Here is a 25,205-nt window from a genome sequence, read left to right on the forward strand (position 1 = left end):
CCGCTATTTCTTTAGGCTCTCATAAATGTGAATATATTGTCTTGCCGATGCATCCCAGCCGTAATCACCGGCGAATGCATTTGCTGTTATCCGATGCCAATGCTCAGGCTGGCGGTAGAACGACACCGCCCGGCGAAGCGTGTACAACATATCATGCGCGTTATAGTTATGGAAGGTGAAGCCGTTGCCTTCGCTTGTAAATTCATTATAGGAACGCACAGTATCGTTGAGGCCGCCGGTTTCTCTTACAACGGGGATTGTGCCGTACCGCAGCGCCAATAGCTGGCTGATGCCGCAAGGCTCAAACCGCGATGGCATTAGGAAGATGTCGCTGCCGGCATAGATGCGCCGAGATAACGCATCGCTGAACTTGATTTGGACCGAAAGCTTCCCGGGATGACGCCATGCCGCTTCCCGGAACCAATCTTCATATGCGGGATCCCCGGTGCCAAGCAACACAAATTGCACATCGTCTGTGCTAAGCCATTCATCTAACACCCGAATGACCAGATCCAGCCCCTTCGGCTCGACCAGACGAGTAACCATCGAGATCAGCGGCGTATCCGGTGTTTCCGGCAGGCCCAGCTCCCGCTGAAGCACCGGTTTATTGGCGCGTTTCTGCTCCAAATTGCGACTGTAACGGGTGAATAGCTCCAGATCGGTCTCCGGATCATATAGTCGGGTATCGATCCCGTTTACGATGCCTGACAACCGACCGCTGATCGAGCGAAGCAGGCCGTCCAGCCCATAACCGTAGTGCTCGGTCTTGATCTCTTCCGCATAAGTGGGACTGACCGTCGTCACATGATTGGCGTAGACTAAGCCGGCTTTCATAAAGCTGACTTGATCATAATACTCGACGCCGTCCGGTGTGAAATAGTCCCAAGGGAGCCCCAACAGATCTCCCAGAATCTCTTTCGGAAAAATCCCCTGATATAACAAGTTATGTATGGTATAAACGGTTCGAATATTCCGGTATTCGTGCCGATCGCGGTAATGCTCCTTTAACAAGAGCGGGATCATCGCCGTATGCCAGTCATGGCAATGAATAATGTCCGGCATAAACCCGGTAAGGGGAAGCAGCTCCAGCATCGCCCGATCCAGGTACGCGAACCGCTCGCCGTCATCCCAATGACCATAAATCCCTGTTCTGCCAAAATAGTCTTCATTATCAATCATGTACACGGGAACCCCTTCCCATTCCAACCGGGAAATGCCGCCATACTTCTTCTGCCACCCCACCGGAACCGTACCGGTGCCAAGATGATGCAGACGCTCACGGTAAACTTGCGGCAGCTCGCGATATCTTGGCATGATGACCCGCACATCATGGCCCGCTTCAATCAGTGCCTTGGGCAGTGCCCCAATCACGTCAGCCAAGCCTCCGGTCTTGATAAACGGTGCGACTTCGGCCGCAGCAAACAAAATCTTCATCGTTTCACCCTCCTTCTTGGCGTTTGACGCTTCCACACGGTCATGCTCAGCGGAGGAAGCGTAACGGTCAGGCTTTGAGGCCTGCCGTTCCAAGCCGTTTTTTCGCTTAATTGCAGCTTGGGCTGCGGGTAGCCGAACCCGCCGAATCGAACATCATCACTGTTAAAGACAAGCTCGTACCGTCCAGGCAAAGGGACGCCAACACGATACTCCCTCCGCTCCTCCGGCAGAAAATTCAGCAGCACCAGCAACAGCTCCTGCGGTCGCGTTCCTTTTCGCACATACCCAATGACACTTTGCTGATCATCATCCGGAATGATCCACTGAAATCCCTCAGGCACATGATCCTGCTCCCACAGCGCCGGCTCTTGCAAATAAAAGTGATTCAACGCCTGGCAATACCCATGGATCTGCCGATGCGACTCGTAATCCAACAGGAACCAATCCAGCTCCCCTTGATCACGCCATTCGATAAATTGGCCAAATTCTCCACCCATAAATAACAGTTTTTTCCCTGGAGTGGTCAGCTGATACCCGAGTAACAGGCGAAGGCCGGCGAATTTTTGCTCGTAGGTACCCGGCATTTTGTCCAGCAGTGATTTTTTGCCGTGTACCACCTCGTCATGGGAGAGCGGCAGCGTAAAATTCTCCGAATAGGCGTACCAAATCGGGAACGTTAGCAAGTGATGACGGTGAGGTCTCTCGCGGAACGGCGTCTCGAAATAATCCAACGTATCGTTCATCCACCCCATATTCCACTTGTAATTAAAGCCAAGCCCCCCTTGATGCGCAGGGGCGGTCACTAACGGCCACGCGCTGGATTCTTCCGCCATCATCAAAGCATGCGGAAAATAACGGAACACGGCCGTGTTGAGCTGCCGTAAGAATTCGATCGCCTCCAGATTTTCGGTACCGCCCTTTTCGTTACGTGCCGCCGCCCAGGACGGCTTCTCGAAATCGTAACGAATCATGCTGGTCACGGCGTCGACTCTCAGCCCGTCGAAATGATACTTTTCAAGCCAATATATCGCGCTGGAGATCAAAAAAGAACGCACCTCGGGTTTACTGAAATCAAAACTAAGGGTCCCCCATCCGGGTTTCTCCGCTTTGGCCGGATCGGCATACTCGAACAAGGGCGTTCCGTCAAATAGACGTAATCCGTGATCATCTTTCGTAAAATGGCCCGGCACCCAATCGAGCAACACGCCAATCCCAGCCTGATGACAGCAATCCACGAAATACATTAAATCCTGCGGTTCCCCATACCGGCTGGTTGGGGCGAAATAACCGGTCGCTTGATATCCCCATGATAAATCATACGGATGCTCACAGAGCGGCATGATTTCGATATGCGTGTACCCCATCTCTTTGACGTAGGGGATTAGCAAATCCACCATCTCTCGGTATGTATAAAACGAGCCGTCAGTCTTTTGCCGCCAGGTCCCGAAGTGAAGCTCATAAATGTTGAGCGGCTGTGCGTAAGGTGCGCTGCGGTTCTGAATCCACTTCTCATCTCCCCAGATGTAGTTGTCCAATTCCGTGATGATGGAAGCTGTTTTCGGCCGCACTTCCGCATAAAAAGCATAGGGATCTGCCTTTAAGCGGGTCTTACCATCCGGTCCGGTTAAAGCATACTTGTAAAAACTTCCAACCGGAACATCCGGAAAAAAGCGAGTCCAAATTCCCGAATCGGGTATCTTATATAGTACATCACGCGTCCCTTTCCAACCGTTCCAGTCGGCGACAACGGCGACTTGGCATGCATTCGGGGCCCAAACAGTAAAGCGAACTCCACGTCTTCCCCCTTCGGTTACGGGATGGGCGCCAAACGTGCGGTAGCTTTGATACAATGTCCCCTCGCGGAACAAGTAAATATCCGTGGGAGATACGGCGGAAGCCCATGCTGATTCGGTCCTGGCATCAAACAAATCTGTCACCACCTTTACACCAAATGAAAGAACGTCAATTATTTTTAGAAATTCAAATAAAATTTCAGTATTTACATCAAAAAGATGTATTACTTTCGGATATTTTCCATATTTTATTTCATCTACATTATATCCTAATGTATGTGCCACACAGACCAAAACATGCGGGAGGGAAATGAAATGAGGAAAAAGGACTGTATTGCAATGCTTCTTGCCGGCGGAGAGGGGCGACGATTATCTCCGCTGACCACCAAGCAGGCGAAACCGGCCGTGCATTTTGGCGGACATTACCGGATCATCGATTTTCCTCTCAGCAACTGCGTCAACTCCGGAATTGATACGATCGGGGTTTTGACGCAATACGAAGCGGCTTCGCTCCATGAGCACATCGGTGAAGGAGAACCATGGAAGCTGAAGCACTCCGAGCATGGCGGGATCACTTTACTGCCAGCGTATCGGGAAGGCGTTGAGGAATATACAGGTACGGCGGACGCCATCTACAAGAATATGGCTTTTGTCGACGGTCATTCGCCCAAATACGTCCTGATCCTTTCGGGAGACCATATTTACCATATGGACTACCGTCACATGTTGGATTTCCATCTCAGTCACCAGGCCAAAGCAACGATTTCAGTTATGCCAGTACCCTGGGAAGAAGCCCATCGCTTTGGTGTCATGACGAAGGATGAACACAACCGGATTACGGAGTTCGCGGAGAAACCGGCGCAACCTGCGAGTAACCTCGCCTCCATGGGTATTTACTTGTTTGAGTGGGAGTTCTTAAAGCGCCAGTTGGAGGAAGATGCCGCGGACCCGAACTCCAGTCATGATTTCGGCAAGGACTTAATCCCTAAAATGTTGGCAGGCAGCGAGCCGCTGCACGCGTATGAATTCAAGGGGTATTGGCGGGATGTCGGAACGGTTCAAAGCCTATGGGAAGCGCATATGGATTTGCTGGTTGAATCCTCCGAATGGAAGCTTCATCGTGAGGATTGGCCCATGTTTACTCGAGAACGGCCGCTCATGCAAGGATGGGTTAAAAAACGTCACACTCCCGCCCCTTCCTCCCTCATTCATGATCACTGTTCACTCGAAGGCTATGTAGAACGTTCAGTTATTTTTGCTGGAACAGAAATTGGCCGGTATTCCCGCATCAAGGACAGCGTCATCATGCCGGGCGCGAAAATCGGCCGCAACGTCCAGATTGAGCGGGCGATTATCGGCGAAGGCGCGATCATCAAAGACGGTGCCGTCATTAAATCGGAGCCTGGAGACATCAGCGTTGTGGCCCCGTACGAAACCGTGTTTGCTAAACCGGCAAGCCGACCTCAACCCTCCCGTCTGCTTCAAGAAGTGTACGACAACGCCCCTCGGCTTCGGGCCGAAGGGTTGCTCTCCTAACCCAAAAGGGACCGCTTCGAAAGAATCCATGGATGATCTTTCGAGGCGGTCCCTTTGGTTTCTAGCTGTGCTATTGTCAAAAGTTAGAGTTGGGCATATATATCAGCGTCCAACTGATACAAGTTAAATTCTCTTCCGTTGTTGCTGCCCGTTCCTTGGAGCTGATACCCTAAGCCCTCGTATAACTGAACAAGCTTCGGGTTCTGGTTCCAGCAGTCTAACCGAATGCCAGGACGACCCAGCGCCTTGGAACGTTTCGCTGCATAGCGTAAAATTTCACTGCTCAGCCCGCGTCCGCGGTAAGACAACCGGATCGTAAGCCGGTGCAGGTAACTGTAACCGGGAACGTTCAGCTCACCCCAATAATCGGGATCTGAATCCTGCAGCGTAAACAAAGCCACCGGTTCGCCTGACTCATGCAGCAGGTATATTTCACGGTCTGCCAAGTACGACCGAATCAGTTCCGGCGTAAACTGCAGCGGGTTCCATTGATTCACACCATTTTCTTGCATCCAAGTCGCGGCTTCAACTAATATCTCCTGCACTGTCTCCAAATCCTCTTCGCCTGCCAGTGAGATGTCAAGCGTTCCCTGAGCGGTTTCTAGTTGATCGATAAGCTGTGTCATAGTAAGTCCCTCTCTCCACAAGTTTCTTTCTCTCTTTTTATATCTCACTATTAAGGTTTTGTCTCCGATTCGGTTACAGCTTCTTCCGTTCGGGTATCGCTTAACAGCGGTAAGATGACTGAAACGGTTGTCCCAACGCCAAGCTCACTCTGAATTTCCATTTCCCCATGATGCAGCTCAACCAACTGCTGACTGATCGCCAGCCCCAGCCCGGTACCGCCGCCTTGGTGATTCACCTGGAAGAATCGATCCTTCACTTTGTTTAAATATTCCTCACTGATGCCAATCCCCGAATCGATGACATCCACTTTCACGCGTTCATCATCGATACGATCAATCACCAGATGAATCCAGCTTTGTTCATGGGAGAACTTGATCGCATTGTCCACTACGTTGAGGAACACTTGCTTCAGTCGGTTGCCGTCGCCTCTTACCAAAGCGGTGCCGTCCGTTTTATCCTCGAGCTTCAGCTGAATATGCTTCTGCTCCGCTTTGGCCCAGACGTTGAGCATCGTCTCTTGAAGCAGCTCTTTGAGGTTCACCTCTCCGATTACGAGCTTCATCTCGTTGGATTGCAGCTTCGAGAAATCAAGGATCTCCTCCACGAGGCCAATCAAACGATCGGTCTCTTTCGCGATAATCCCCATCCCGATCTTCGTCTCCTCTGGATCGAAGCCGCCGGAGGTTAACGTCTCGCTCCAGCCTTTAATCCCCGTCAACGGCGTGCGCAGCTCATGTGAAATTGATGAGATAAAATCGTCCTTGATCTGATTGCTGCGGACGATCTCCTCGGCCATATAATTCAAGGTAGCTGCCAGTTCACCAAGCTCATAACGGTAATTGCCCTTGATTCGCGCATCGAACTTCCCTCGGGCCATTTGCGCCGATACGGCACGAATATTATTAATGGGCTTAACAATCGAGTTCGCCAATCCGATGCTAAACAGCGTAACGATGGCCAGTACAGCTGCTGAAACCGCAATCGACATGAAGGTCAAGTTCAGCAGCTTGGAATTGACCGACTCCATCGAGGTGACGTAACGGACGATGTATTGCGTATGCCCTTGGATCTGCAGCGGCCTTGAAACGGCCATCACCAGCTCGCCGGTCGTCGGTTGCCGCCCGATCCATTTGCCAACGTTCCCGGCTAACGCTTGCGGAACATCGCTGGTTTGAATCGCCTTATCAGCTTGGAACGGATTGGTGCTTGCCTTCACCTCGCCGTTGCGATCCAGAATCATCAGCTCGGTATTATCCAGCTCAAAGGTGCGGAGCATTTCCGTAAAATAATCCGGATCCCCCTCCGCATTCAATCGGACGAACTTCTGGAAGTAGTCCGAAGCCCACATCGAGTGATTGGACATGTGATTATAGATCGTATCGTAATAATACATGCGAATGGCCAATGTGAAAATCACCTCGACCATAAACAAGGTTACGAATACAACGATGAAATAGTGTAAGACGATTTGCCGTCCAATCCCTTTCTTGATCATTGTCCCTCGCCTTTCCACTTATAACCGTGCCCCCACACGGTTTGCAGGAAAGCCGGTTCGGACGGATTCGTTTCAATCTTCTGCCGCAGACGACGAATATTCACATCCACGATCTTCGGATCGCCCATATATTCCTTGCCCCAGACGTGATCCAACAGGACGTCACGGCTAAGCGGGGTATTCTCCTTCTCCAGGAAAAACTGAATCAACGAAAACTCTGTCGGGGTCAGTTCAATCAGCTGCCCGTTCTTCTTAAATTGCTTGGAGATCAAATCCAGTGTAAACGGTCCGGACGTAAACGTCACCTTCGCACTGCTCTCACGGTAAACATTCACCCGGCGCAGCAGGGATTGAATGCGTGCGATCAGCTCTGTTGGGCTAAACGGCTTGCTGACATGATCGTCCGCGCCCACGGACAACGCGTAGACCTTATCCTGCTCCTGCACTTTAGCGGTGAGGAAAATAATCCCGATCCGTTCATTCGTTTCGCGGATCCGCCGGCACACCTCAAAACCGTCAATCCCCGGCACCATCACGTCGAGGAGCGCGATGTCAATGTCCGGAACGCTTTGCAGCTTGCTTAACGCTTCGTTGCCGTCCGCCGCTTCGAGTACATCGAAGCCGTTCCGCTTCAAGTTAATGACGATAAAACTACGGATAGACTCTTCGTCCTCCAAAATCAGCACTTTGCTCAATTTGGTTGCCCCCTCTTTCAAAAAACGGCTTAACGTTTAATTTCCGTCTCGCCTTTGTTGACTTTTAAATCCGTATGACTGAGGAACCCGATCGCCTTATCGGCATCCCGTGCGAGCAGCTCCCAATCTCCTTTATTGCGCTCCCATTCCGACAGCGTAAAGAAGCGGATTTCCGCGACAGGCTCATTTGTATCGATCTTGACGAAAATGAGGTGCTCATTTTTGTCGGACTTCGTATCGATCGTTACATTGCCTTGCCATTCTTTCGGGAAGTTGAAGTAGAAACGTCCAGCCATATCCATGTATTGCTGCATGACGAATTTGAGGCCTTCGTTCTCATCCCACTGGTAATAGGAGAACAGCCACGGAATTTCATCAAATGAAATATACTCCCAGCCTTTGGGCTTCTCCAACATGCCGATTTCCAGCAGTCCATCATTGTTAACGTCACCGCTGAGAATCGGATACCCTTTGAGCGTCATATCCTGTGAAGGCAACAGGTTAACAAGCTCCCCGTCCTTCATCACAATCACCGTCGAGAAGGCGGAATGGGTTCCCACCGTTGCATCAAGAATAATCCCCTTCAGGTTAGGTGTAATGTTGCCGCTGACCGCATTATAATACTCGCTAATCGGATCGTCGAGTTCCAGATGGCTTAATTCCTTAAAAGATCCGTCATATTGATACGTTGTAACCGTTGTATACTGCTCGCGTTTTAAGTTCACAACCGTGATATCCGGAATGTTATCCTGATTTAAATCGTCCACCATAAAGTAGTTGTACGGTAACGCAATTGCCTTCTCGACTTCACTGCCATTGTAAGTATATACGGTTAATCCTTTCTGCAGTTCATCGGAGCCGCTGGAGAAACCAGCGATAATCTCCAAATTGCCGTCGCCGTTTAAGTCCAGAATATCAAACGTTTCGAGGACCTGGCCTTCGCCGTCAAAGCGAACCTTCAGTGCCCAGGAATTGCCCTGATGCTCTAAAATCATGCCGTGGATCCGCACCGCTTCATCCGGTGTCTCATAGAAGACAACCGCCTCCTTGATCCCGTCGTTGTTCAGGTCAGGTGTGCGAATGGAGCTGATATTGCGGACGTCCCGCGGTGAGACGATCTCTCCGCCTTTCAGTTCGGCCTTAATGACGCTGATTAGCGAGGCACGGTCGGTGGAGAGCTGCGGCGTTTGCATCAAAGACTTCGGATCGCTGATCACGCTGCAGCCGCTAAGGATTAGAAGCAGGCAAGCTCCCGCCCAAGCTAATAATCTCCTCTTCGTCAACATACTCATCACTCGTTTCATACCAGATCAATCAGGCGTTTCTCTTCCATCGAGAGCCGCCGTCCGGACACGTCAAGCTTGATCTCTCCTTCAGACAGTCCCCAGATCCGGGTGCAGTAACGCTCTGCCAATTCCAGCGGCAATGCCGTAATAACGATCTTATTTTGCTGGGTGCACAGCTCTTTTAACGTCTCCAATACGCGTTCTGCCGACTTAGGATCCAGCCCGATCACCGGCTCGTCCGCCGCCAGGAAGCTAGCCCCATGAACCAATGCCCGGCAAATAGCCACACGTTGGCGCTCGCCGCCGCTCAACTTCCCAGCTTTAACATGGGCTTTGTCCAGCAGGCCGTACTTCTCCAACTCGTCCATCGCGCCCATGTAATCGTCCGATCGTACCATCCCGGTCAGTCGGCGCAGAAGCGGAGTTTGACCCGCTTGTCCGATCAGGACATTTTTGAGCGCGGTTTTCTCCGGATACAAGGAAGGGTTCTGTTCGAGATAGGCGCATTGGGAGCGGTATTTCTGTGAACCGCGTCCGCCGCCTTCAATCACTTTATCCCCGTTCCAGGTATAATCGCCCCGGTTCCAACGTTCTCGCAGCGCCAAGCAACGAAGAAGCATACTTTTGCCGCTGCCGCTGGCCCCTACAACGCCAATCATTTCCCCTGCACCAAACTGGACGGTAATATCGCGAAGCACCTTCTTCTTATTTCCATCCACCGATTTCTGCAAGTGGTTGACTCTGATCATGTCCGATTTCTCCTTTTACGATTAAGAGGTACTCAAGTTGTTAATCACTTTTTTGAACTAACATGAAATTTGCATTACCTTTTCTTACCCTTTAGTGTATTGGAAAAATCAACGAAAATCCATTACAGCCTGTTCATATTTACGCTTTTTTTGTAACGTTCCGGCCGAAACACCAGCCCGGATGCGGAAAACAACAGATATGCCGACCCCAGAAGCATAAACAACATCGGAGCCGCTCCTAACTGCATGGCCGCTCCACCGAGGTTCGGGCCAATGATGCTGCCAAAGTTAAAATGAAAGGATGCAATCACATTGGCCACCGGAAGTAAATGACGCGGGAGCAAATCCGCTGCATACGCCAGGCCTAACGAGAAGAACGAACCCACCAAGCCGCCTGAACCCATGAACAGTAGCAGTAACGCCATAAAGTGATTCCCCGCCAATGGAACCGCGAGAAACAGAATTCCGCCGGTGAGTCCTGCGGTCATCAGCACTTTTTTGCGGCCGAACCGGTCGCTTAAGATGCCCAGAGGGAGCTGAAGAATCAAGCCGCCGATGCCAAAGAACGGCAGCAATGCCGCGATATCCGCCGCACTAAGCCCTGAACGTAAGCCGTATATCGGAAAGTTGCTGTTCATCGAAGCTTCCATATAACCATATAGCAAGGCAGGCAGCAAGGCGAACCAAGCCATCCGGTAGATCTGCGGAACCTTGCGCGGAGCACCGGCTTCCTCCTGACGAACGGGTTCCGGTGCTCGATCTGGCAAATATATAGCGGCGAGGATCACGATCATGAGGAACAGGATCGCCAGCAAGACGAACGGAACGGCTTGCCCGTAATCCAGCAGTCGGATGCCCAGCGGTCCAATGCTGAAACCTAATCCGTAGGACATCCCATACAAGGAGATGTTCCGGCCTCTTTTGTCCGGCGGTGAAACAAGAATGATCCAGAGCTGCGAGGTAAAATGAATCGCACTATCCCCGATCCCCACAAGCAATCTTAGAATAAACCACAACCTTAGATCGGAGACCAGCGAAAACACCGGCAAAGCCAGCATAACGAGAACGACGCCGCTCAGCAGTAAGAGTTTAAACCCGGTTCGTCGCAGCAGCTTCTCCGCCACCAGCGACATGGCAAACGATCCGACATAAAGAGCTGCAGCATGCAATCCATTTACGGAGGAGGAGATCCCCCTTTCTTCCATAAATATGGACAACACTGGCAGCAGCAGTCCTTGACTGAGCCCCGCGATAATAATGACAGAGATCAGAATAAAGGTTGGGGTAAATATGCGGTGATGCCTTCTGATCGAACTTTCCAAATGAAAAACACTCCTTAAAAAACAAAGAAAAATCGTCAATATGTTGACGACTTTTCCCCAATTAATATTTTCCGAATAATCCTTTAACATTATAGTAGACAATCCACTACCGAACAAGCCATAATGAATCTGAATGCAAAGTTCTTTGGGAGGTTAGTTCAATCATGGCCTATGACGTGAAAGTGGACCATTCCTTGGTCTACGAACTGATCAGCAGCTTTATGATATATACGACACAAAAATGGGTGAACAATCTCGATGTAGGCTTGGAATGGATAGCTGAGGTAGACACTCGCCTCACGCCGGAGGAGCGACATCAATTTGTCGAAGCAGCCAAGTACCCGTTCACAGACTACGACGTTTTGTACGTTTGGGCCTTGGAGCGAAAAGGAGCGACCGATATCCCACAATTTCTGAACGACATTGCAGAAAGCTCTGTCGAGTCCCTATACGATCGTACTAAAACCTACATTCCCACTGTGAATAGTGAGACAATCGCGCGAATTCAAAGCAACTATATCCCGCTGCTCAAATGCTGGCATCGGCTGTATATGAGCCCTATCGAGCATCAATTTCTTCCGCTGCTGGAGGAAGATGCAGCCGAGAAGCATACACTGCTGCAAAAGATGGACACCGACGCGCTGATCGAATACGCCTCCGGCGGGTTGGTGCTGGAACCTTTGAAGCCGATCTCGTTGGTCGTGTTAACCCCTTCGATCCATTTTCGACCGATAAATACATACGTTTTCTACGAAAACGTGCTGTTCATCCAGTACCCGCTCGATATTCCGGAGCTTGATGAGGATGAACCGCCGATGGTGTTAAAACGGTTGACCCGTGCCTTAGCCGAACCGCAGCGTTTGCGCCTACTCCGCTATGTTGCCGACGAACCCAAATCGATGCAAGATATGCTGAAGGATCTAGGCGAACCTAAGGATCAGCTGATGCACGACTTGATGCGACTCCGGGTCGCCGGACTGCTGCGCATCCATCTGCTCGCCCAAGATACGGAGAAGTTCAGTATCCGTCCAGACGGAGCGGCGGAGCTCCAGATGTTCCTGGAATCCTATATCCGGCTGTAGTTGTGAACTAAGCAAGGCAGTTGGCTTTGGCGGGACGCTTCCGCTTGTGTTAGGATAGAGCTATACGTAGAGACAAGCGTTTCTTGGATAAGGAGTGACCCGTAAGATATGAAAACGCCCTTGACGCAACAAATTATTTTTGATCTGGATGATACCTTAGTTTATTGCAATAAATATTTTGATCTAATTCTAGACCAATTCGCTGACCTAATGACCGATTGGTTTAAGACATTCGGCATTACGTCAAATGAGATCCGAGAGAAGCAAACGGAAATTGATGTAGCCGGAGTCCATCAAATCGGTTTTGCCAGCTCGCATTTTCCCGAATCGTTGGTTGACACCTACCGCTATTTCGCTAGAGTTACGGAACGACAGACTCTTCCGGAGGAAGAAGAACGGCTGATGAAGCTGGGGCTTAGCGTTTATGAGCAACCTATCGAACCGTATCCCGGCATGGTCGAAACCTTAAATCTACTGCGCAGTCAAGGTCATGAACTGCACTTGTATACCGGCGGAGATACCGAGATCCAACAGCGTAAAATCGAGCAGATGCGATTGGCCGAGTATTTTGAGGATCGGATTTACATTCGCCAACACAAAAATGCGGAAGCCTTAGAAGAAATTCTTCAGTCGCGGCGGTTTGACCGTTCCCGAACCTGGATGATCGGCAACAGCCTGCGGACGGATGTCATGCCAGCCCTTTCCGTCGGAATTAAGGCGATTTACATTAAAATCCCCAACGAGTGGTTGTACAATATTGTGGAGCTTCAGCATGACAGGGATTCGGAAATGCATACCGTTACGTCCTTGGTCGAAGTTCCGCTCGTGATTTTTAACCATACACATCAAACTCAAAAACAAAAACGGACCTTATAAGGTCCGTTTTTTGTCTTCGCTTAAGTTCGGGAAGGCTCCGCCTCCATGAGCTCCAGCTTGCCAGATGTGCGATCAACCAAAGCGATGCGGGCTTTGACTTCGCTTCCCTCGCGTTTGAAAGTCAACAGCTGAGTTTGGCCTTTCGTCAACAGCGCGTTTAGCATCGCTGGCGAGATTTTCTTGCCGCCGAACTCCTTCCAGATAACGAAGCCGCAACCCTGCTTGTAGTGCGTGCAGCCAAAGCCCCTGCGACCTTCGATGATTTGACCGCCGCAGCCTTCGCGCGGGCAAGGTGCCAACGGTTGAAGGGTGCCTGCCGGCAGCTGCTTCGTGGTCGCTTGCGCTGTACGACGCTCGCCTGCTCTTGTAGAAGAGGCGGATCGTCCCGTTTTGCCGCCGCTGCTGCTTCGGCTTCCGTGCCGACCACCCTTCTCCGTCTCTGCCGACGTGAACATCGAGGCGTCCGCTTTCTGCTGCGTTCGCACCTTCTCGATAATCGAGATGGTGAATCGGCGCACGTTCTCCATAAACTGCTCCCGCGCCGCTTCTCCCTTGGAAATCTGGTATAATCGACGCTCCCATTGCCCCGTCATCTCCGGCGAGGTCAGCAGCTCGACACCAGCGCGCCGAATTAGCTCAACGGCGGTCCGGCCTTTTTGCGTCACTGTGATCTTTTTACCCTGCATCGTGATATATCCCACGTTCTTTAACCGCTCAATCGTTGCTGCCCGAGTGGCCGGAGTACCGAGACCCGCATCCTTCATCGCTTCGCGCAGCTCCTCGTTCTCCAAATTTTTCCCGGCGCTTTCCATCGCTTTAAGCAGCGTGCCTTCGGTATAATGCTTTGGCGGCTGAGTTGCTTTCTCCTTCGCCTCGGCGTCTGTACATTGCACTGGACGGTTACGGTCGATCTCGAACGGTTCGCTGATCAGCTCTTCGGTTTCTTCTTCCTCGTCTTTCTTCTTGGCGCGTCCTTTTCCGGCTTTCGCTCCGTCATCGCCAGGAAGACATACCTTCCACCCCAGCGACAACAGCTCCTTCACGTTGGTTTTAAACGTTTCGCCTTCCACCTCAGTGAGTACAGTGTGTTGTTTATATTCTGCCGCCGGATAGAAATGGGACAAGAAGCGCCGGATCACAAGATCGTAGATGTTCTGCTCCTCTTTGCTTAACGTGCCCGGACGCCGAAGCGTCGGAAGGATCGCATGGTGATCCTCTACCCGAGACGGATTGCACACCGCCTTGTTGCCGACATGCACCAGGTTCGGACGTCCGCCTTCCGCCAGCTCCTTATAGCTCGACGATTTCAGCATATGTAGCACCTTGTGCATCCCATCGATATTTTGCTCGGTCACATAGTTGGAGCTTGTCCGCGGATAGGAGATCACCTTATGGCGTTCATAGAGCGCCTGGGCAATGTCCAGCGTCTTCTTGGCAGAATAGCCGAACTTTGCATTTGCCTCCCGCTGCAGCAACGTCAAATCGTACAGCTTGTACGGATATTCTTTCGTGTCTTTCACTTCGTATTCGGTGATGCGCCCTTCCTTGCCGCGAACCTTCTTTGCAATGGCCTCCGCCTTCTCCTTATCCGTCAACCGGTCCCCTTGCCAGCTTCCGGTATACATACGGGTATCCTGCTTAAATTCCGCTTTGATTTCATAATAAGTCAGTGAATCAAAGTTTTCGATTTCCTTCTGCCGGTCATAGATCAGCGCCAGCACTGGAGTTTGGACCCGGCCGACGGACAGCAGCTCCCGATGTTTAGTCGTAAACGCACGCGTCGCGTTCATTCCGATCAGCCAATCTGCTTCACTGCGCGCCCGCGCGGCCTGCGTTAAGTTCTCGAACTCGGACGCTTCATGCAGCTCGGCAAACCCTTTGGCAATACTTTCATTGGTCAAGTCGGAAATCCACAAGCGCTTGACAGGCTGGGTTAACTTGAGCTGCTGTTGGATTAACGCAAAGATGTACTGTCCTTCGCGGGCGGCATCGCATGCATTTACAATCGTATCGCAACGTTTTGCGAGCTCGCCGATCGTCTTCAACTGATCTTTTGTGCGCGGATTCGGCACAATCTTGAATCGATCCGGCAGAATCGGCAGGTCGTTGAAATTCCAGCGTTTGTACTTTTCGTCATAGGCTTCCGGTTCGGCCAAACCTAATAAATGACCTATCGCCCAAGTAATGATGTAGCGCTCTCCCTCCAGGTAGGATCGGTGGTTTTTCGCCTTCGGCTCAATTACAGCGGCGATCGTCCGTCCCATATCCGGTTTTTCGGCAATTACGAGCGTTTTCATGCTTTCGGGCCCCTCTTCCTCTGTCTCTCAAATCTAAAAAAGAGCCGCGCTACGCGCAGCTCTAGTAAGCTAGTACCTATTATAGCATATTGACCCAGGGATCGTCCTGTCAAAATGTTGCGGCTCGTTGGTGAGATTATACCAGCACCGTCGAACCCATCAGATATTTATCGACTTCGCGTGCCGCAGCTCTGCCTTCGTTGATCGCCCATACGACCAAGCTTTGGCCCCGGCGCATATCGCCTGCGGCAAACACTTTATCGACATTCGTTTTGAATTGGCCGTATTTCGCTTTCACATTCGTCCGGCGGTCTCGTTCAAGACCCAGCTCATCCGCCAGCGTCGATTCTGGACCGTCAAACCCGATAGCAATCAGCGCCAGTTGCGCTGGGAAGACGCGCTCAGTGCCTGGGATCGGCTGATAGATTTTCCGTCCAGTCTCATCGACGATCCGCTGAATTTGCACCGTGTGCAGCTCTTTCAGGTTGCCGTTTTCGTCGCCTACAAATTTCGTTGTCATGATCGAGAATTCCCGTGGATCTTTACCGAACAACGCTTTGGCTTCTTCCTGGGCGTAATCGAGCGTGTACACGTTCGGAAATTGCGGCCAAGGGTTGTTGATCGGGTCCCGTTCCAGCGGAGCTTTCGCATGGGTACCAAATTGCGTCACACTGCGGCAACCGTGGCGAAGCGCCGTCGCTACGCAGTCCGAGCCAGTGTCCCCGCCTCCGATGACGATAACATCCTTTCCTTCTGCGGACAAAAAGTTCCCGTCGGTTAACCCGGAGTCCAGGTAGCTCTTAATCGTCCCGTTTAAGAACGGCATCGCATAGTGCACCCCGTTCAAATCGCTGCCTTCGATATTAAATTCACGTGGTTTGGTTGCCCCGCCGCACAGTACCACCGCGTCATATTCATCTACAAGCTGCTGGGCTTTAATATCTTTGCCGATTTCCGTATTTGTTACGAATTTCACGCCTTCGGCAGCCAACAAATCCACGCGGCGCTGTACAACTGCTTTGTCCAGCTTCATCGTTGGAATCCCGTATACCAGAAGACCGCCGATTCGGTCTGCACGTTCATAGACCGTTACTTCATGGCCCGCTTTGTTTAATTGGGCAGCGCAAGCAAGACCTGCAGGTCCGGAGCCAACAATGGCCACTCTACGGCCTGTCCGCTTCTCCGGAGGTTCAGGAACAACCCAGCCTTCTTCGAAACCTTTATCGATAATGGCCTGTTCAATCGTCTTGATCGTGACCGGCTCTCCGATCAGACCTACGGTACAAGAGCCTTCACAAGGGGCCGGACAAACTCGCCCCGTAAATTCCGGGAAGTTGTTGGTTTTGTGCAAACGGTCCAGCGCTTCCTTCCAGAGGTTACGGTATACCAGATTATTCCACTCCGGAATCAAGTTGTGTACTGGGCAGCCTGCTGTCCCGCCGGCCATATCAATGCCCGTGTGGCAATAAGGCGTGCCGCAATCCATGCAGCGTGCGCCTTGAATGCGCAAATCCTCCTCGGACATATGCTTATGAAATTCTTCCCAGTCCTTCACCCGTTCGGACGGGCTCCGGTCCCCGGGAAGTTCGCGTTTGAACTCCATAAATCCTGTTGGTGTAGACATCACAAGTTCCCCCATCCGTTATCATGTCACATGATACAAAAAGTCGCGAGTCGCCCGATCCGGGCAATCGAAAACTTTTCATACGCCGTCATCAATGTATCTTGATGTTAGCATTCGGGGGAAATGTTATTAATGGATTAATGATACGATAATTTGTACTTATTATCACATCATTTGCGGCGTTCGTAAGTAAGAAAACGGTAATCATAGGGATTCTTCTCGTCCCTTACTCCCTGTTCCTCATGGACTAATTCAAAATCTTCCCATGAAAAGTCAGGGAAAAACACATCCCCTTCGATATCCTCATCGATTCGGGTCACGATCAGCCGGTCCGCGAGGGGCAGGAAGTGCTGGAACACCCCCGCTCCACCGATGACCATCAGCTCTCCCCGATCCGTGTAGGTTAACGCTTCCTCCACGGAGTGGACGATATCCGCGCCTTCCGCTGTGAAAGAAGGATCCCCTGTCATCACGACACTATGCCGGTTTGGGAGCGGCTTACTGCCCATGGATTCCCAAGTCTTGCGTCCCATTACGATCGTTTTCCCAGTTGTATTCGCTTTAAAAAACTTTAAGTCCGCCGGCAGCCTCCAGGGCAGCTGATTATCCCGGCCAATAACCCCATTTCTGGACATCGCCCAAATAAGCGTGATCATTCCGATCGATCCCTCCGTCCTCCGTCAATGTTACACAGCAACCGTTGCTTTGATCGTCGGATGATACTTATAATCGATGAATTCAAAATCCTCGTACTTATAGTCGAAGATTGATTCCGGTTTCCGTTTGATCACCAGCTTCGGCAATGGGTAAGGCTCGCGTTCCAATTGGGTTTTTACCTGCTCGATATGGTTGTTGTAAATATGCACGTCTCCGCCGGACCAGATGAATTCGCCAACCTCCAGGTCACATTGCTGGGCGATCATGTGGGTCAGCAGCGCGTAGCTTGCGATATTAAACGGCAGGCCAAGGAAAGTGTCCACCGAGCGCATCGTCAACATACAGGACAGCTTGCCGTTGGCCACATAAAATTGAAAAACAAAATGGCATGGCGGCAGCTTCATTTGATCGACTTCAGCTACGTTCCAAGCACTTACTAAATGGCGGCGAGAATCCGGATTTTTCTTAATCGCTTCCACCACGTTTGCGATTTGATCGATTTTTCGGCCGTCCGGTGCTTCCCAAGAACGCCATTGCGACCCGTATACCGGGCCGAGATCGCCATTCTCATCCGCCCACTCGTCCCAAATCCGAACGCCATGTTCCTTAAGATAAGCAATATTCGTATCGCCGCGCAAGAACCACAGCAATTCGTGAATTACTGATTTCAAATGAATCCGTTTGGTCGTTACCAACGGGAAGCCTTCGTTTAAGTCAAACCGCAGCTGCCGCCCGAAGACCGAGCGTGTCCCTACACCCGTCCGATCTTCTTTGGGCGTTCCGTTCTCCAGAACATCCTCCAGCAAATCCAAATATTTTCTCATGGTTCTAACACCCCGTCACATTGGTCTACTAATCCATCCTATTATATCAGATTTATTTGCGACTTTCCGACTTTAACAAATCGAGTAAGTAAGCCTTCAAATCGACGATTCGTAAAAATTCCGGCCGCTTCTCCGTCCCGTAGATGATCAGAGGCACCAGCGATGCGGACGCATCCAGCCCCCCATGCGCTCCGCCACCGGAATGTGTGGGGGCTCCAGCTTCCGCGAGCTCATACCCCGGTTTGGCGGTGACGATAAGAAATCGCCCTTCGTGGGATTGTAAAGCGCCTTGAAGGCGACGCAGCGGATCAGGATATTTTCCATACGTAATATGGCGTGATTTGTTGCGTCTGCTTGTGCTCTCTCGCTTCAAATCAAGTATCTGCTCCGTCCCTTGAACGGTCCAGGATTGATGATAAGGATCGATCCAATCCCCGCCTGCTTTGAATCTCATCGATGTCGGATCCCCCGCTTTTACACAATGGATCCAGCCATCTTCTTGCCAGGTAATGAGGTCGATTCGTGGGTCGTTCCTCAATACATCGGCGATCTCCTTCAGCGAATTCTCCGGTTTCAAACTGTAGACGTAGGCCATCGTGTCGTTAACAGCGAGGGCAATTTCGGTGGATGAGTTCATGGTTTGGCCAGTCGGTAACACGTGAAACCGCTGTAACAGCTTGGGTAAATCAATTACAGGCTGTTGTTCTTTGGGCAATACTTGGCTCATTCCACTATCTCCCGCAACGATCAGAATCGTATCGTGTAACGCATGTGCTCGAGATTCATAAGCATCCAGCAGCTCTTTTAGTCGACGATCCGTCTCCTTGATGCCTTCACGATCGGTAAGGCCGCGTTTGTGCAACTTTCCATCCAGGTCCGGCAAATAAATCAGCAAAAAATCGGGCATTTGACCGGTTTGGATCAAGTATTTTGCCACTCCAATCGCATATCGATCATTAAAGCCCATCCGGTCCGCAGGCCCGTCAGGCAAATTCGTCACCCCGTCAAGCGGGTTTGACAATGCCCCGAAAGCCAGAAAATCCGGCCCTTTCACTTGAAAAGGCAAGTCCAGCGGAACAAGCTCGCGTAACGGTTGCGGCAAGTCGATTTGGTGTGAGGTCATCCCTCGGTAAACCAATCCATTCACCGATCCGGAGGTGAAGCCCAACTGCTTCAAATCCTCATATATAGTTGGCACATCGGGGTTTAAGTGCTGATTGTTTAAATCTTTTAACGCATGTGTCAAAACGGACTTCGTCCCGCGGCGCAAAATTTCAACGGGAGCTGAGCCATAACCTATCACTTTCTGTCCCTGATGCGGATACCAGGTTAAGCCCGGCACATGATGAGCATCCGGGTAACGCCCGGTAAGCAGCGTGCTGTCAATCGAGATGGACATGGTCGGAAAAGAGCTGATCATATCAGGATAATATTGGCCATGCTGAATGAGATATTGAAAGGCAGGGAGCTCATTATGCTCAATTCCGCGTTGAATCAATTGGTCCATAAGGGAGTCAACCAGGACAAAAATAACCTTCTTTTTTCCGTTGAAAGTGTTGTTTGTTGATTGGATATGCAGTAGATCCGCTTCTTTGGGATTCGAGGTTGAACGGCAACCACCCAGCAATAGACATATGACAAAGATCAGAAGCCAGAAACAGATTCGCCCGCTCCACAAGAACTTGAATCGCATGTTGTTCACCCTCTTTAAAGTTTAACCATAGTATGCCAATTCCGCTTGTGCCAATACCTCAGACCCTACTCTACAGAACGTAAGTTCGTAAAGAGGATTGACTTTTGGGAGCTGGTAGTTTATAGTTAAATATGCCAAAATCATATAGAATCAAGCGAGTGAAGCACCTCGCAAGTCTGGCGATATCGCCTTTCTTGCAGGTGCTTTTTTTGCGTTTCTATGAGAATGGCAAATTCATATAGGATGGAGTTGACGGTTATGAAGTGGAGAAGTTCGATCAAACTGCTGTTGCTGACGGTCATCACGATTTCACTAATGTTAGGCGGATATCGACCGACGTATGCTGCAAGCTCTTGGGATGCTGCCTTGAGTGGAATAGACGCGATGTATGATGGGTTAACCGCGGTACAAACGTTGGTTAAACAGGAGAGCCTCGAAATTTCAGCACTGCGCAAGAAGAATAACGACGCTTTGGCTGCCATCAATGCGAAGCTCAAAGTCATTGATCAAGCTACCATCACTCGCCTGACACAGGAATCCGAGTCATTGCAGCGGAAGCATGCCTCCTTGCTAGAGGAATACAAATCATTGGGCAAGCAAGTGACAGCAGCCAAGAAACGCAAGGATAAGAAAACCGCTGATTTATTGGAATTGAAGCGCAACAAGTTGAAGCCTGCGGCAACTGCTGCTTCGGCAGAAATTAAAGCGAAAAAGGATGCGTTAGCCGCTGCTAAGAAAGCGAAAACCGCCAAAGTCAAAGTCGTGAAAGATGCGCTCACTCCCGTGCAAACGTTAAAAAAGCAGATCACCGCCGAAAACAAATCCGTCGCCGCCGCGCGAAAACACCTTTCGGCGGCTGACAAGCGGTATAAAGCCAGTGTCAAGCGCGGTGACGCCATTGTCGCTGCATTGGAGTTGAAGACCGTATATGATCAAACGAAAGCCATTCACACTTCTTTAGCGAAAGTCTACGATTGGGAGAAGCAAATCTCCCGGATCATCACGAACGCATCTGCAAAACTGCCAAAATAGAAGGAATTCAATTTTCCTTCATTTCTCCTGTCGGTGCTCTAGACAATCTTCATTCGCCAATAGGGTGCCGACAGGTTCACCCCGATTCCTCTCCCCTTACCGGTCGTTTGAGCCGCAATCAGAAAGGATAATATCTCTGGGATCACCTCCTCCTGGTATCTACCCTCCAGGCCCTGTTTGTATCCTCGGCATCTACAGGATAGTCCAGTACGACCTCACCTTGGCCCTGACCTTCCCCATTCTGATCTTGTCTGGTCATGGACCTCACTAAATGGACCTTACTAATAACTGTATCTAACGCAAGTAGTACTTAGTTGCAAATTATATCGCTATATCGTAATATTACAATATAGCGATTGATACGATTATAGTGAGGTGCACCTGCATGGATAACCATTTCAAAGCCTATCAGGAAACAGCAGAAATGCTGAAAGCCTTGGCGCATCCGGTTCGGTTATGTATCGTCCGCGGCTTGCTGGAGAAGCAGCATTGCAATGTGACGTACATGCAAGAGTGTTTGGATCTGCCGCAATCGACCGTATCCCAACACCTGCAAAAACTGCGCAGCTTAGGCATCGTTGAAGCCGAACGCAGCGGATTGGAAGTTAACTATCATCTGGCGAATGAGAGAGTCATCAAATTGGTTCGCCATTTATTCGAGGAGGAACAATAATAAGATGAGCAAAAAGGTAATCATTGTGGGAGGCGTTGCCGGCGGCGCCTCTGCGGCTGCAAGACTTCGCCGTCTGGATGAAGAAGCGCATATCATTATGTTTGAACGGGATCCTTATATTTCGTTCGCGAACTGCGGGCTCCCCTACTACATCGGTGATTCCATCAAGGAACGCTCGAAGCTGTTGGTGCAAACACCGGAAGCGATGCATCGCCGTTTCAACATCGATGTTCGTACGGAAAGCGAAGTGATCGGAATCGATCCAACGACCAAAACAGTGCTGGTCCGCAACAAAGAACGCGGTGAGTACCGAGAAAGCTACGATGCCTTGATATTATCACCCGGCGCGAAACCCATCCGCCCGAATCTTCCCGGCATCGAGAGCAATCGAATTCATACGCTGCGGAATATTCCGGACACCGACCGCCTCAAACAAAGGGTTGCTGAGGAGAACGCGGCTTCGGCCATCGTCATCGGCGGCGGGTTTATCGGTGTGGAAATGGCCGAGAACTTAAGAGAAATCGGGCTTGATGTTACGTTAATTGAAGGCGGCCCGCAAATTCTTGCGCCGTTTGATCCCGAAATGGCGGGTGTCCTGGCCAAAGAACTGGAGGATCACGGCGTAAAGCTGCTGATGTCGCAGACCGTCACCTCGTTTATTGAACAAGGAAACCGCATTACGGTTCAGACTTCGGACGGCCGCGAAGTTTCTGCTGATTTCGTGTTATTGGCGATTGGCGTACAGCCGGATACGGCTTTTCTGAAGGATACCGGTATCGAGTTTGGCCCACGAGGACATATTCTCGTAAACGATAAACTGGAGACGAGCATTCCTGACATTTATGCCGTTGGGGATGCAGTTGAAGTCGTTGATTTCGTCAATGGCTCGAAAACAGCGATCCCTCTCGCTGGACCTGCGAACAAGCAAGGACGGATCGCCGCGGACAATGTCTGTGGTCTAGGGACCACCTACAAAGGCTCGCAAGGCACGTCCATCATTAAAGTATTTGGCCTCACCGGAGCAGCGACCGGGAACAATGAGAAAACACTGCAACGGATGGGCATCCCTTACCATGTCACTGTCGTTCATCCCAGCTCCCATGCTTCTTATTATCCCGGCGCTACCCCGCTCTCGATCAAGCTGCTGTTTCAGCCTGATGGAATGCTGCTTGGTGCGCAAGCTGTTGGTTATCACGGGGTAGATAAACGGATTGATGATATCGCCACGGCGATTCGTTTCCGCGGGACGGTAGCGGATCTGGCCGAGCTGGAGCTGGCCTATGCCCCTCCCTACTCGTCAGCGAAGGATCCGGTCAACATGGCAGCGTATACCGCGGAGAATATCTTGAGCGGAAGAGTGCGCGTGTATGTTCCTCAGGATTTGGCGACTCGGGATGAACAGACCACCATGTTGGTGGACGTTCGTTCGGCAATGGAGCATGCCAACGGTCATATCCCCGGCTCCTTGCTCATCCCGGTCGATGAATTACGCGATCGCTTAAATGAGCTGGATGCCAACAAGGAGATTTGGGTCTACTGCCAAGTGGGGCTGCGCGGGTACACCGCCTCTCGGATTCTGCAGCAAAAAGGTTTCAGGGTTCGCAACCTCACCGGCGGTTACAAGCTGTATCAAATGGCGAATTACCAGCCTGGCCGGGCAAGTTCACAGAAACTTCCCACAGATCCTGCGGCAAAAATGGAGGTTGCCGCAGCAAAGGCAGATCCGGCTGTACCGCAGACTGAACGTCATTCGGCTGCACCAAACGAAGCACCAGCCCCGCTGCAGGCTGATGCAGAGCTAGACGCTTGTGGATTATGCTGTCCAGGCCCGTTGATTCAAGTGAAACAAGCAATGGACCGTTTGGAATCCGGACAAACTCTGCACGTCACCGCATCGGATCCTGGTTTCTATGAGGATGTGCAGGCCTGGGCGACCATGTCCAAACATCAGGTGCTCCAGGTCACCAAGCGTGCAGATGGGATCATCGAAGCCTACTTGCGGAAGGAAAGCCCAGCTCAGTCTGACACTACAGTAACCACGCAACTGGCGTCCTCACCGGAAGGCACAACGATGATTGTGTTCAGCGGCGATTTAGATAAGGCGATCGCTTCGTTTATTATCGCCAATGGCGCAGCGGCCAGCGGCAAGAAGGTTACGTTGTTCTTTACCTTCTGGGGTCTGAACATTCTGCGCAAATCGGAAAAGGTTCCCGTCGCCAAAACCTTCATCGGCCGCATGTTCGGCATGATGATGCCACGCGGCAGCCGCAAATTGTCGCTTTCCCGGATGAATATGCTTGGATTCGGGGCGAAGATGATTCGTGGCGTGATGAAACAGAATAACGTCTCGTCCCTGGAGGAATTGATGACCACTGCCATGGAGCAAGGGGTTGAAATCGTAGCCTGCCAGATGTCCATGGACTTGATGGGCATCCGCCAGGAAGAGTTGATCGACGGGGTCAAAATCGGCGGCGTTGGCTATTATTTAGGGAAGGCTGATCAATCGGGCATTAATTTATTGATTTAAACGTAACAAGGGTTCTTGGTCTACGCGACCAAGAACCTTTTTTGCGGTATAATTTGGGAATAACTTTCGTCTTGCGAATAAAAGGAGAGTTGCCCGATGAGCGAACAAATCCGCCAAAACAATATTGAACGTTTCACTGGGTTCAGTGATTTGTATGACCAAAACCGCCCCAAAGCTCCAGTTGATTTGATTGACATCCTCACGATGTATTTAGGACGCCGCCCCGAGGTCGTTGCAGATGTTGGCTGCGGTACCGGTCTCTCCTCTTTTATTTGGTTGGAGCGTGCGAAGCAAATCGTAGGGATTGAACCCAACGATGATATGCGTGCCGTAGCGATCAACCGTTGGCAGGAAGTCGGCAAGCCACAGCAGCTTCAATTTGTGAAAGGCTTGTCCTATGAACTGCCATTGGAAGCCTCCTCCGTTGATCTGGTTACGTGCTCACAATCCTTTCACTGGATGGACCCGCAACCCACACTGCAGGAGTTCGCTCGGGTATTGTGTCCTGGAGGCATTTTTGCTGCATACGATTGCGATTGGCCACCGGTTGTTTCGCCCGAGCTAGAGCAAGCTTACGAAGAGCTCACCAAGCTAGCTGACCAACGAGCCAGCGAACTAAGTGAGACCGGGAAAGAAGCTTATAAATGGCCAAAGGACCAGCATTTGCAGCAAATCCGCAAGAGCGGCCTGTTCCGATATTCCCGTGAGATCGTCTTCCACCATTGGGAGGACTGTGATGCAGATCGGTATGCGAACTTGGCCCTTAGTCAAGGTGGAGTACAAACTGCCTTGAAATTAGGCTCAGACGAGATTCTAACCGCTGCCGAGCATTTTCGCAAGCAAGTGAAACAAGGATTTGGCGGAGAACGTCGACGGATTCTGTTTGGCTATCGGATGCGGCTTGGAGTGAAATAAAGCAAATAAAAAAAGGCAAGACCGTAACCTCGGTCTTGCCCAAAATATTAGGAGATGAACCACTTCTA

20 protein-coding genes are annotated in these 25,205 nt (G+C 50.9%); 7 read left to right on the top strand and 13 right to left on the bottom strand.

Annotated features, from left to right (window positions below; genetic code table 11):
* Window positions 1–3 precede the first annotated feature (3 nt).
* Both glgA and glgB read right to left on the bottom strand, forming a co-directional pair.
* Window positions 4–1,434 (bottom strand): glycogen synthase GlgA, encoded by a 1,431-nt coding sequence (gene glgA / locus RW092_RS07820; protein WP_316009933.1) that lies wholly within the window; start codon window positions 1,432–1,434, stop codon window positions 4–6.
* Entirely contained in the window at window positions 1,431–3,362 is a 1,932-nt protein-coding gene (gene glgB / locus RW092_RS07825) for a 1,4-alpha-glucan branching protein GlgB (protein WP_254899725.1), read from the bottom strand. Before glgB ends, glgA begins: the two co-directional genes overlap by 4 nt.
* A gap of 180 nt (window positions 3,363–3,542) precedes the next feature.
* On the opposite strand from glgB, the gene RW092_RS07830 reads away from it, so the two are divergent.
* Window positions 3,543–4,763 (top strand): glucose-1-phosphate adenylyltransferase, encoded by a 1,221-nt coding sequence (locus RW092_RS07830; RefSeq protein WP_016312087.1) that lies wholly within the window; start codon window positions 3,543–3,545, stop codon window positions 4,761–4,763.
* 83 nt (window positions 4,764–4,846) lie between these two features.
* Here RW092_RS07830 and RW092_RS07835 read toward each other — a convergent pair whose 3' ends face one another.
* The 6 genes from RW092_RS07835 to RW092_RS07860 form a co-directional block, all read right to left on the bottom strand.
* Window positions 4,847–5,389, bottom strand: coding sequence for a GNAT family N-acetyltransferase (locus tag RW092_RS07835; protein ID WP_016312086.1), 543 nt, complete (start codon window positions 5,387–5,389; stop codon window positions 4,847–4,849).
* A gap of 50 nt (window positions 5,390–5,439) precedes the next feature.
* Window positions 5,440–6,885 (bottom strand): sensor histidine kinase, encoded by a 1,446-nt coding sequence (locus tag RW092_RS07840; RefSeq protein WP_028537589.1) that lies wholly within the window; start codon window positions 6,883–6,885, stop codon window positions 5,440–5,442.
* Window positions 6,882–7,580 (bottom strand): response regulator transcription factor, encoded by a 699-nt coding sequence (locus RW092_RS07845; RefSeq protein ID WP_028537588.1) that lies wholly within the window; start codon window positions 7,578–7,580, stop codon window positions 6,882–6,884. Before RW092_RS07845 ends, RW092_RS07840 begins: the two co-directional genes overlap by 4 nt.
* A gap of 29 nt (window positions 7,581–7,609) precedes the next feature.
* On the bottom strand, window positions 7,610–8,872 hold the full coding sequence (locus tag RW092_RS07850; protein ID WP_316009934.1) for a hypothetical protein: 1,263 nt from the start codon (window positions 8,870–8,872) through the stop codon (window positions 7,610–7,612).
* 8 nt (window positions 8,873–8,880) lie between these two features.
* Entirely contained in the window at window positions 8,881–9,615 is a 735-nt protein-coding gene (locus tag RW092_RS07855; protein ID WP_028537586.1) for a phosphonate ABC transporter ATP-binding protein, read from the bottom strand.
* A gap of 122 nt (window positions 9,616–9,737) precedes the next feature.
* Window positions 9,738–10,937: an MFS transporter gene (locus RW092_RS07860; RefSeq protein ID WP_410055520.1), complete on the bottom strand. Its 1,200-nt coding sequence runs from the start codon at window positions 10,935–10,937 to the stop codon at window positions 9,738–9,740.
* Window positions 10,938–11,101: 164 nt separating this feature from the next.
* Between RW092_RS07860 and RW092_RS07865 the strand changes: the two genes are divergently transcribed.
* Window positions 11,102–12,019 carry an ArsR family transcriptional regulator gene (locus tag RW092_RS07865; RefSeq protein WP_316009936.1) on the top strand — a complete coding sequence of 306 codons (918 nt, stop codon included), beginning with the start codon at window positions 11,102–11,104 and terminating at the stop codon, window positions 12,017–12,019.
* 108 nt (window positions 12,020–12,127) lie between these two features.
* The gene (locus RW092_RS07870) at window positions 12,128–12,895 is read left to right on the top strand and encodes an HAD family hydrolase (protein WP_316009937.1); all 768 of its coding nucleotides are present in this window, start codon (window positions 12,128–12,130) and stop codon (window positions 12,893–12,895) included.
* A gap of 20 nt (window positions 12,896–12,915) precedes the next feature.
* Here RW092_RS07870 and RW092_RS07875 read toward each other — a convergent pair whose 3' ends face one another.
* The 5 genes from RW092_RS07875 to RW092_RS07895 form a co-directional block, all read right to left on the bottom strand.
* Window positions 12,916–15,192 carry a type IA DNA topoisomerase gene (locus RW092_RS07875; protein ID WP_316009938.1) on the bottom strand — a complete coding sequence of 759 codons (2,277 nt, stop codon included), beginning with the start codon at window positions 15,190–15,192 and terminating at the stop codon, window positions 12,916–12,918.
* Between the two features lie 136 nt (window positions 15,193–15,328).
* Complete coding sequence (locus tag RW092_RS07880; RefSeq protein ID WP_028537581.1) at window positions 15,329–16,816, bottom strand: glutamate synthase subunit beta; 1,488 nt, start codon at window positions 16,814–16,816, stop codon at window positions 15,329–15,331.
* A 170-nt stretch (window positions 16,817–16,986) separates the two neighbouring features.
* Window positions 16,987–17,472, bottom strand: coding sequence for a dihydrofolate reductase (locus tag RW092_RS07885; protein WP_036699200.1), 486 nt, complete (start codon window positions 17,470–17,472; stop codon window positions 16,987–16,989).
* Between the two features lie 30 nt (window positions 17,473–17,502).
* Window positions 17,503–18,297, bottom strand: a complete 795-nt coding sequence (gene thyA / locus RW092_RS07890) for a thymidylate synthase (RefSeq protein ID WP_028537579.1) — start codon at window positions 18,295–18,297, stop codon at window positions 17,503–17,505.
* A gap of 52 nt (window positions 18,298–18,349) precedes the next feature.
* Window positions 18,350–19,804 (bottom strand): alkaline phosphatase family protein, encoded by a 1,455-nt coding sequence (locus RW092_RS07895; protein ID WP_316009939.1) that lies wholly within the window; start codon window positions 19,802–19,804, stop codon window positions 18,350–18,352.
* Between the two features lie 444 nt (window positions 19,805–20,248).
* Here RW092_RS07895 and RW092_RS07900 point away from each other — a divergent pair, with 444 nt between their 5' ends.
* The 4 genes from RW092_RS07900 (at window position 20,249) to RW092_RS07915 (ending at window position 25,137) form a co-directional block, all read left to right on the top strand.
* The gene (locus RW092_RS07900; RefSeq protein ID WP_016312071.1) at window positions 20,249–21,022 is read left to right on the top strand and encodes a hypothetical protein; all 774 of its coding nucleotides are present in this window, start codon (window positions 20,249–20,251) and stop codon (window positions 21,020–21,022) included.
* A gap of 385 nt (window positions 21,023–21,407) precedes the next feature.
* Entirely contained in the window at window positions 21,408–21,695 is a 288-nt protein-coding gene (locus RW092_RS07905) for an ArsR/SmtB family transcription factor (protein WP_028537576.1), read from the top strand.
* 4 nt (window positions 21,696–21,699) lie between these two features.
* Window positions 21,700–24,222: an FAD-dependent oxidoreductase gene (locus RW092_RS07910; RefSeq protein WP_316009940.1), complete on the top strand. Its 2,523-nt coding sequence runs from the start codon at window positions 21,700–21,702 to the stop codon at window positions 24,220–24,222.
* A gap of 96 nt (window positions 24,223–24,318) precedes the next feature.
* Window positions 24,319–25,137: a methyltransferase domain-containing protein gene (locus tag RW092_RS07915; RefSeq protein WP_016312068.1), complete on the top strand. Its 819-nt coding sequence runs from the start codon at window positions 24,319–24,321 to the stop codon at window positions 25,135–25,137.
* Window positions 25,138–25,205 lie beyond the last annotated feature (68 nt).

Origin of the sequence: Paenibacillus sp. 3LSP, assembly GCF_032465655.1 — a bacterium.
GTDB classification, from domain to species: Bacteria; Bacillota; Bacilli; order Paenibacillales; family Paenibacillaceae; genus Fontibacillus; species Fontibacillus barengoltzii.

Bases quoted from the DNA above. Each gene is read 5' to 3' on its own strand.
- glgA (WP_316009933.1), bottom strand. From the start codon at position 1,434: ATGAAGATTTTGTTTGCTGCGGCCGAAGTCGCACCGTTTATCAAGACC.
- RW092_RS07830 (WP_016312087.1), top strand. From the start codon at position 3,543: ATGAGGAAAAAGGACTGTATTGCAATGCTTCTTGCCGGCGGAGAGGGG.
- RW092_RS07835 (WP_016312086.1), bottom strand. From the start codon at position 5,389: ATGACACAGCTTATCGATCAACTAGAAACCGCTCAGGGAACGCTTGAC.
- RW092_RS07840 (WP_028537589.1), bottom strand. From the start codon at position 6,885: ATGATCAAGAAAGGGATTGGACGGCAAATCGTCTTACACTATTTCATC.
- RW092_RS07850 (WP_316009934.1), bottom strand. From the start codon at position 8,872: ATGAGTATGTTGACGAAGAGGAGATTATTAGCTTGGGCGGGAGCTTGC.
- RW092_RS07855 (WP_028537586.1), bottom strand. From the start codon at position 9,615: ATGATCAGAGTCAACCACTTGCAGAAATCGGTGGATGGAAATAAGAAG.
- RW092_RS07865 (WP_316009936.1), top strand. From the start codon at position 11,102: ATGGCCTATGACGTGAAAGTGGACCATTCCTTGGTCTACGAACTGATC.
- RW092_RS07870 (WP_316009937.1), top strand. From the start codon at position 12,128: ATGAAAACGCCCTTGACGCAACAAATTATTTTTGATCTGGATGATACC.
- RW092_RS07875 (WP_316009938.1), bottom strand. From the start codon at position 15,192: ATGAAAACGCTCGTAATTGCCGAAAAACCGGATATGGGACGGACGATC.
- RW092_RS07880 (WP_028537581.1), bottom strand. From the start codon at position 16,816: ATGTCTACACCAACAGGATTTATGGAGTTCAAACGCGAACTTCCCGGG.
- RW092_RS07885 (WP_036699200.1), bottom strand. From the start codon at position 17,472: ATGATCACGCTTATTTGGGCGATGTCCAGAAATGGGGTTATTGGCCGG.
- thyA (WP_028537579.1), bottom strand. From the start codon at position 18,297: ATGAGAAAATATTTGGATTTGCTGGAGGATGTTCTGGAGAACGGAACG.
- RW092_RS07895 (WP_316009939.1), bottom strand. From the start codon at position 19,804: ATGGACCAATTGATTCAACGCGGAATTGAGCATAATGAGCTCCCTGCC.
- RW092_RS07900 (WP_016312071.1), top strand. From the start codon at position 20,249: ATGAAGTGGAGAAGTTCGATCAAACTGCTGTTGCTGACGGTCATCACG.
- RW092_RS07905 (WP_028537576.1), top strand. From the start codon at position 21,408: ATGGATAACCATTTCAAAGCCTATCAGGAAACAGCAGAAATGCTGAAA.
- RW092_RS07910 (WP_316009940.1), top strand. From the start codon at position 21,700: ATGAGCAAAAAGGTAATCATTGTGGGAGGCGTTGCCGGCGGCGCCTCT.
- RW092_RS07915 (WP_016312068.1), top strand. From the start codon at position 24,319: ATGAGCGAACAAATCCGCCAAAACAATATTGAACGTTTCACTGGGTTC.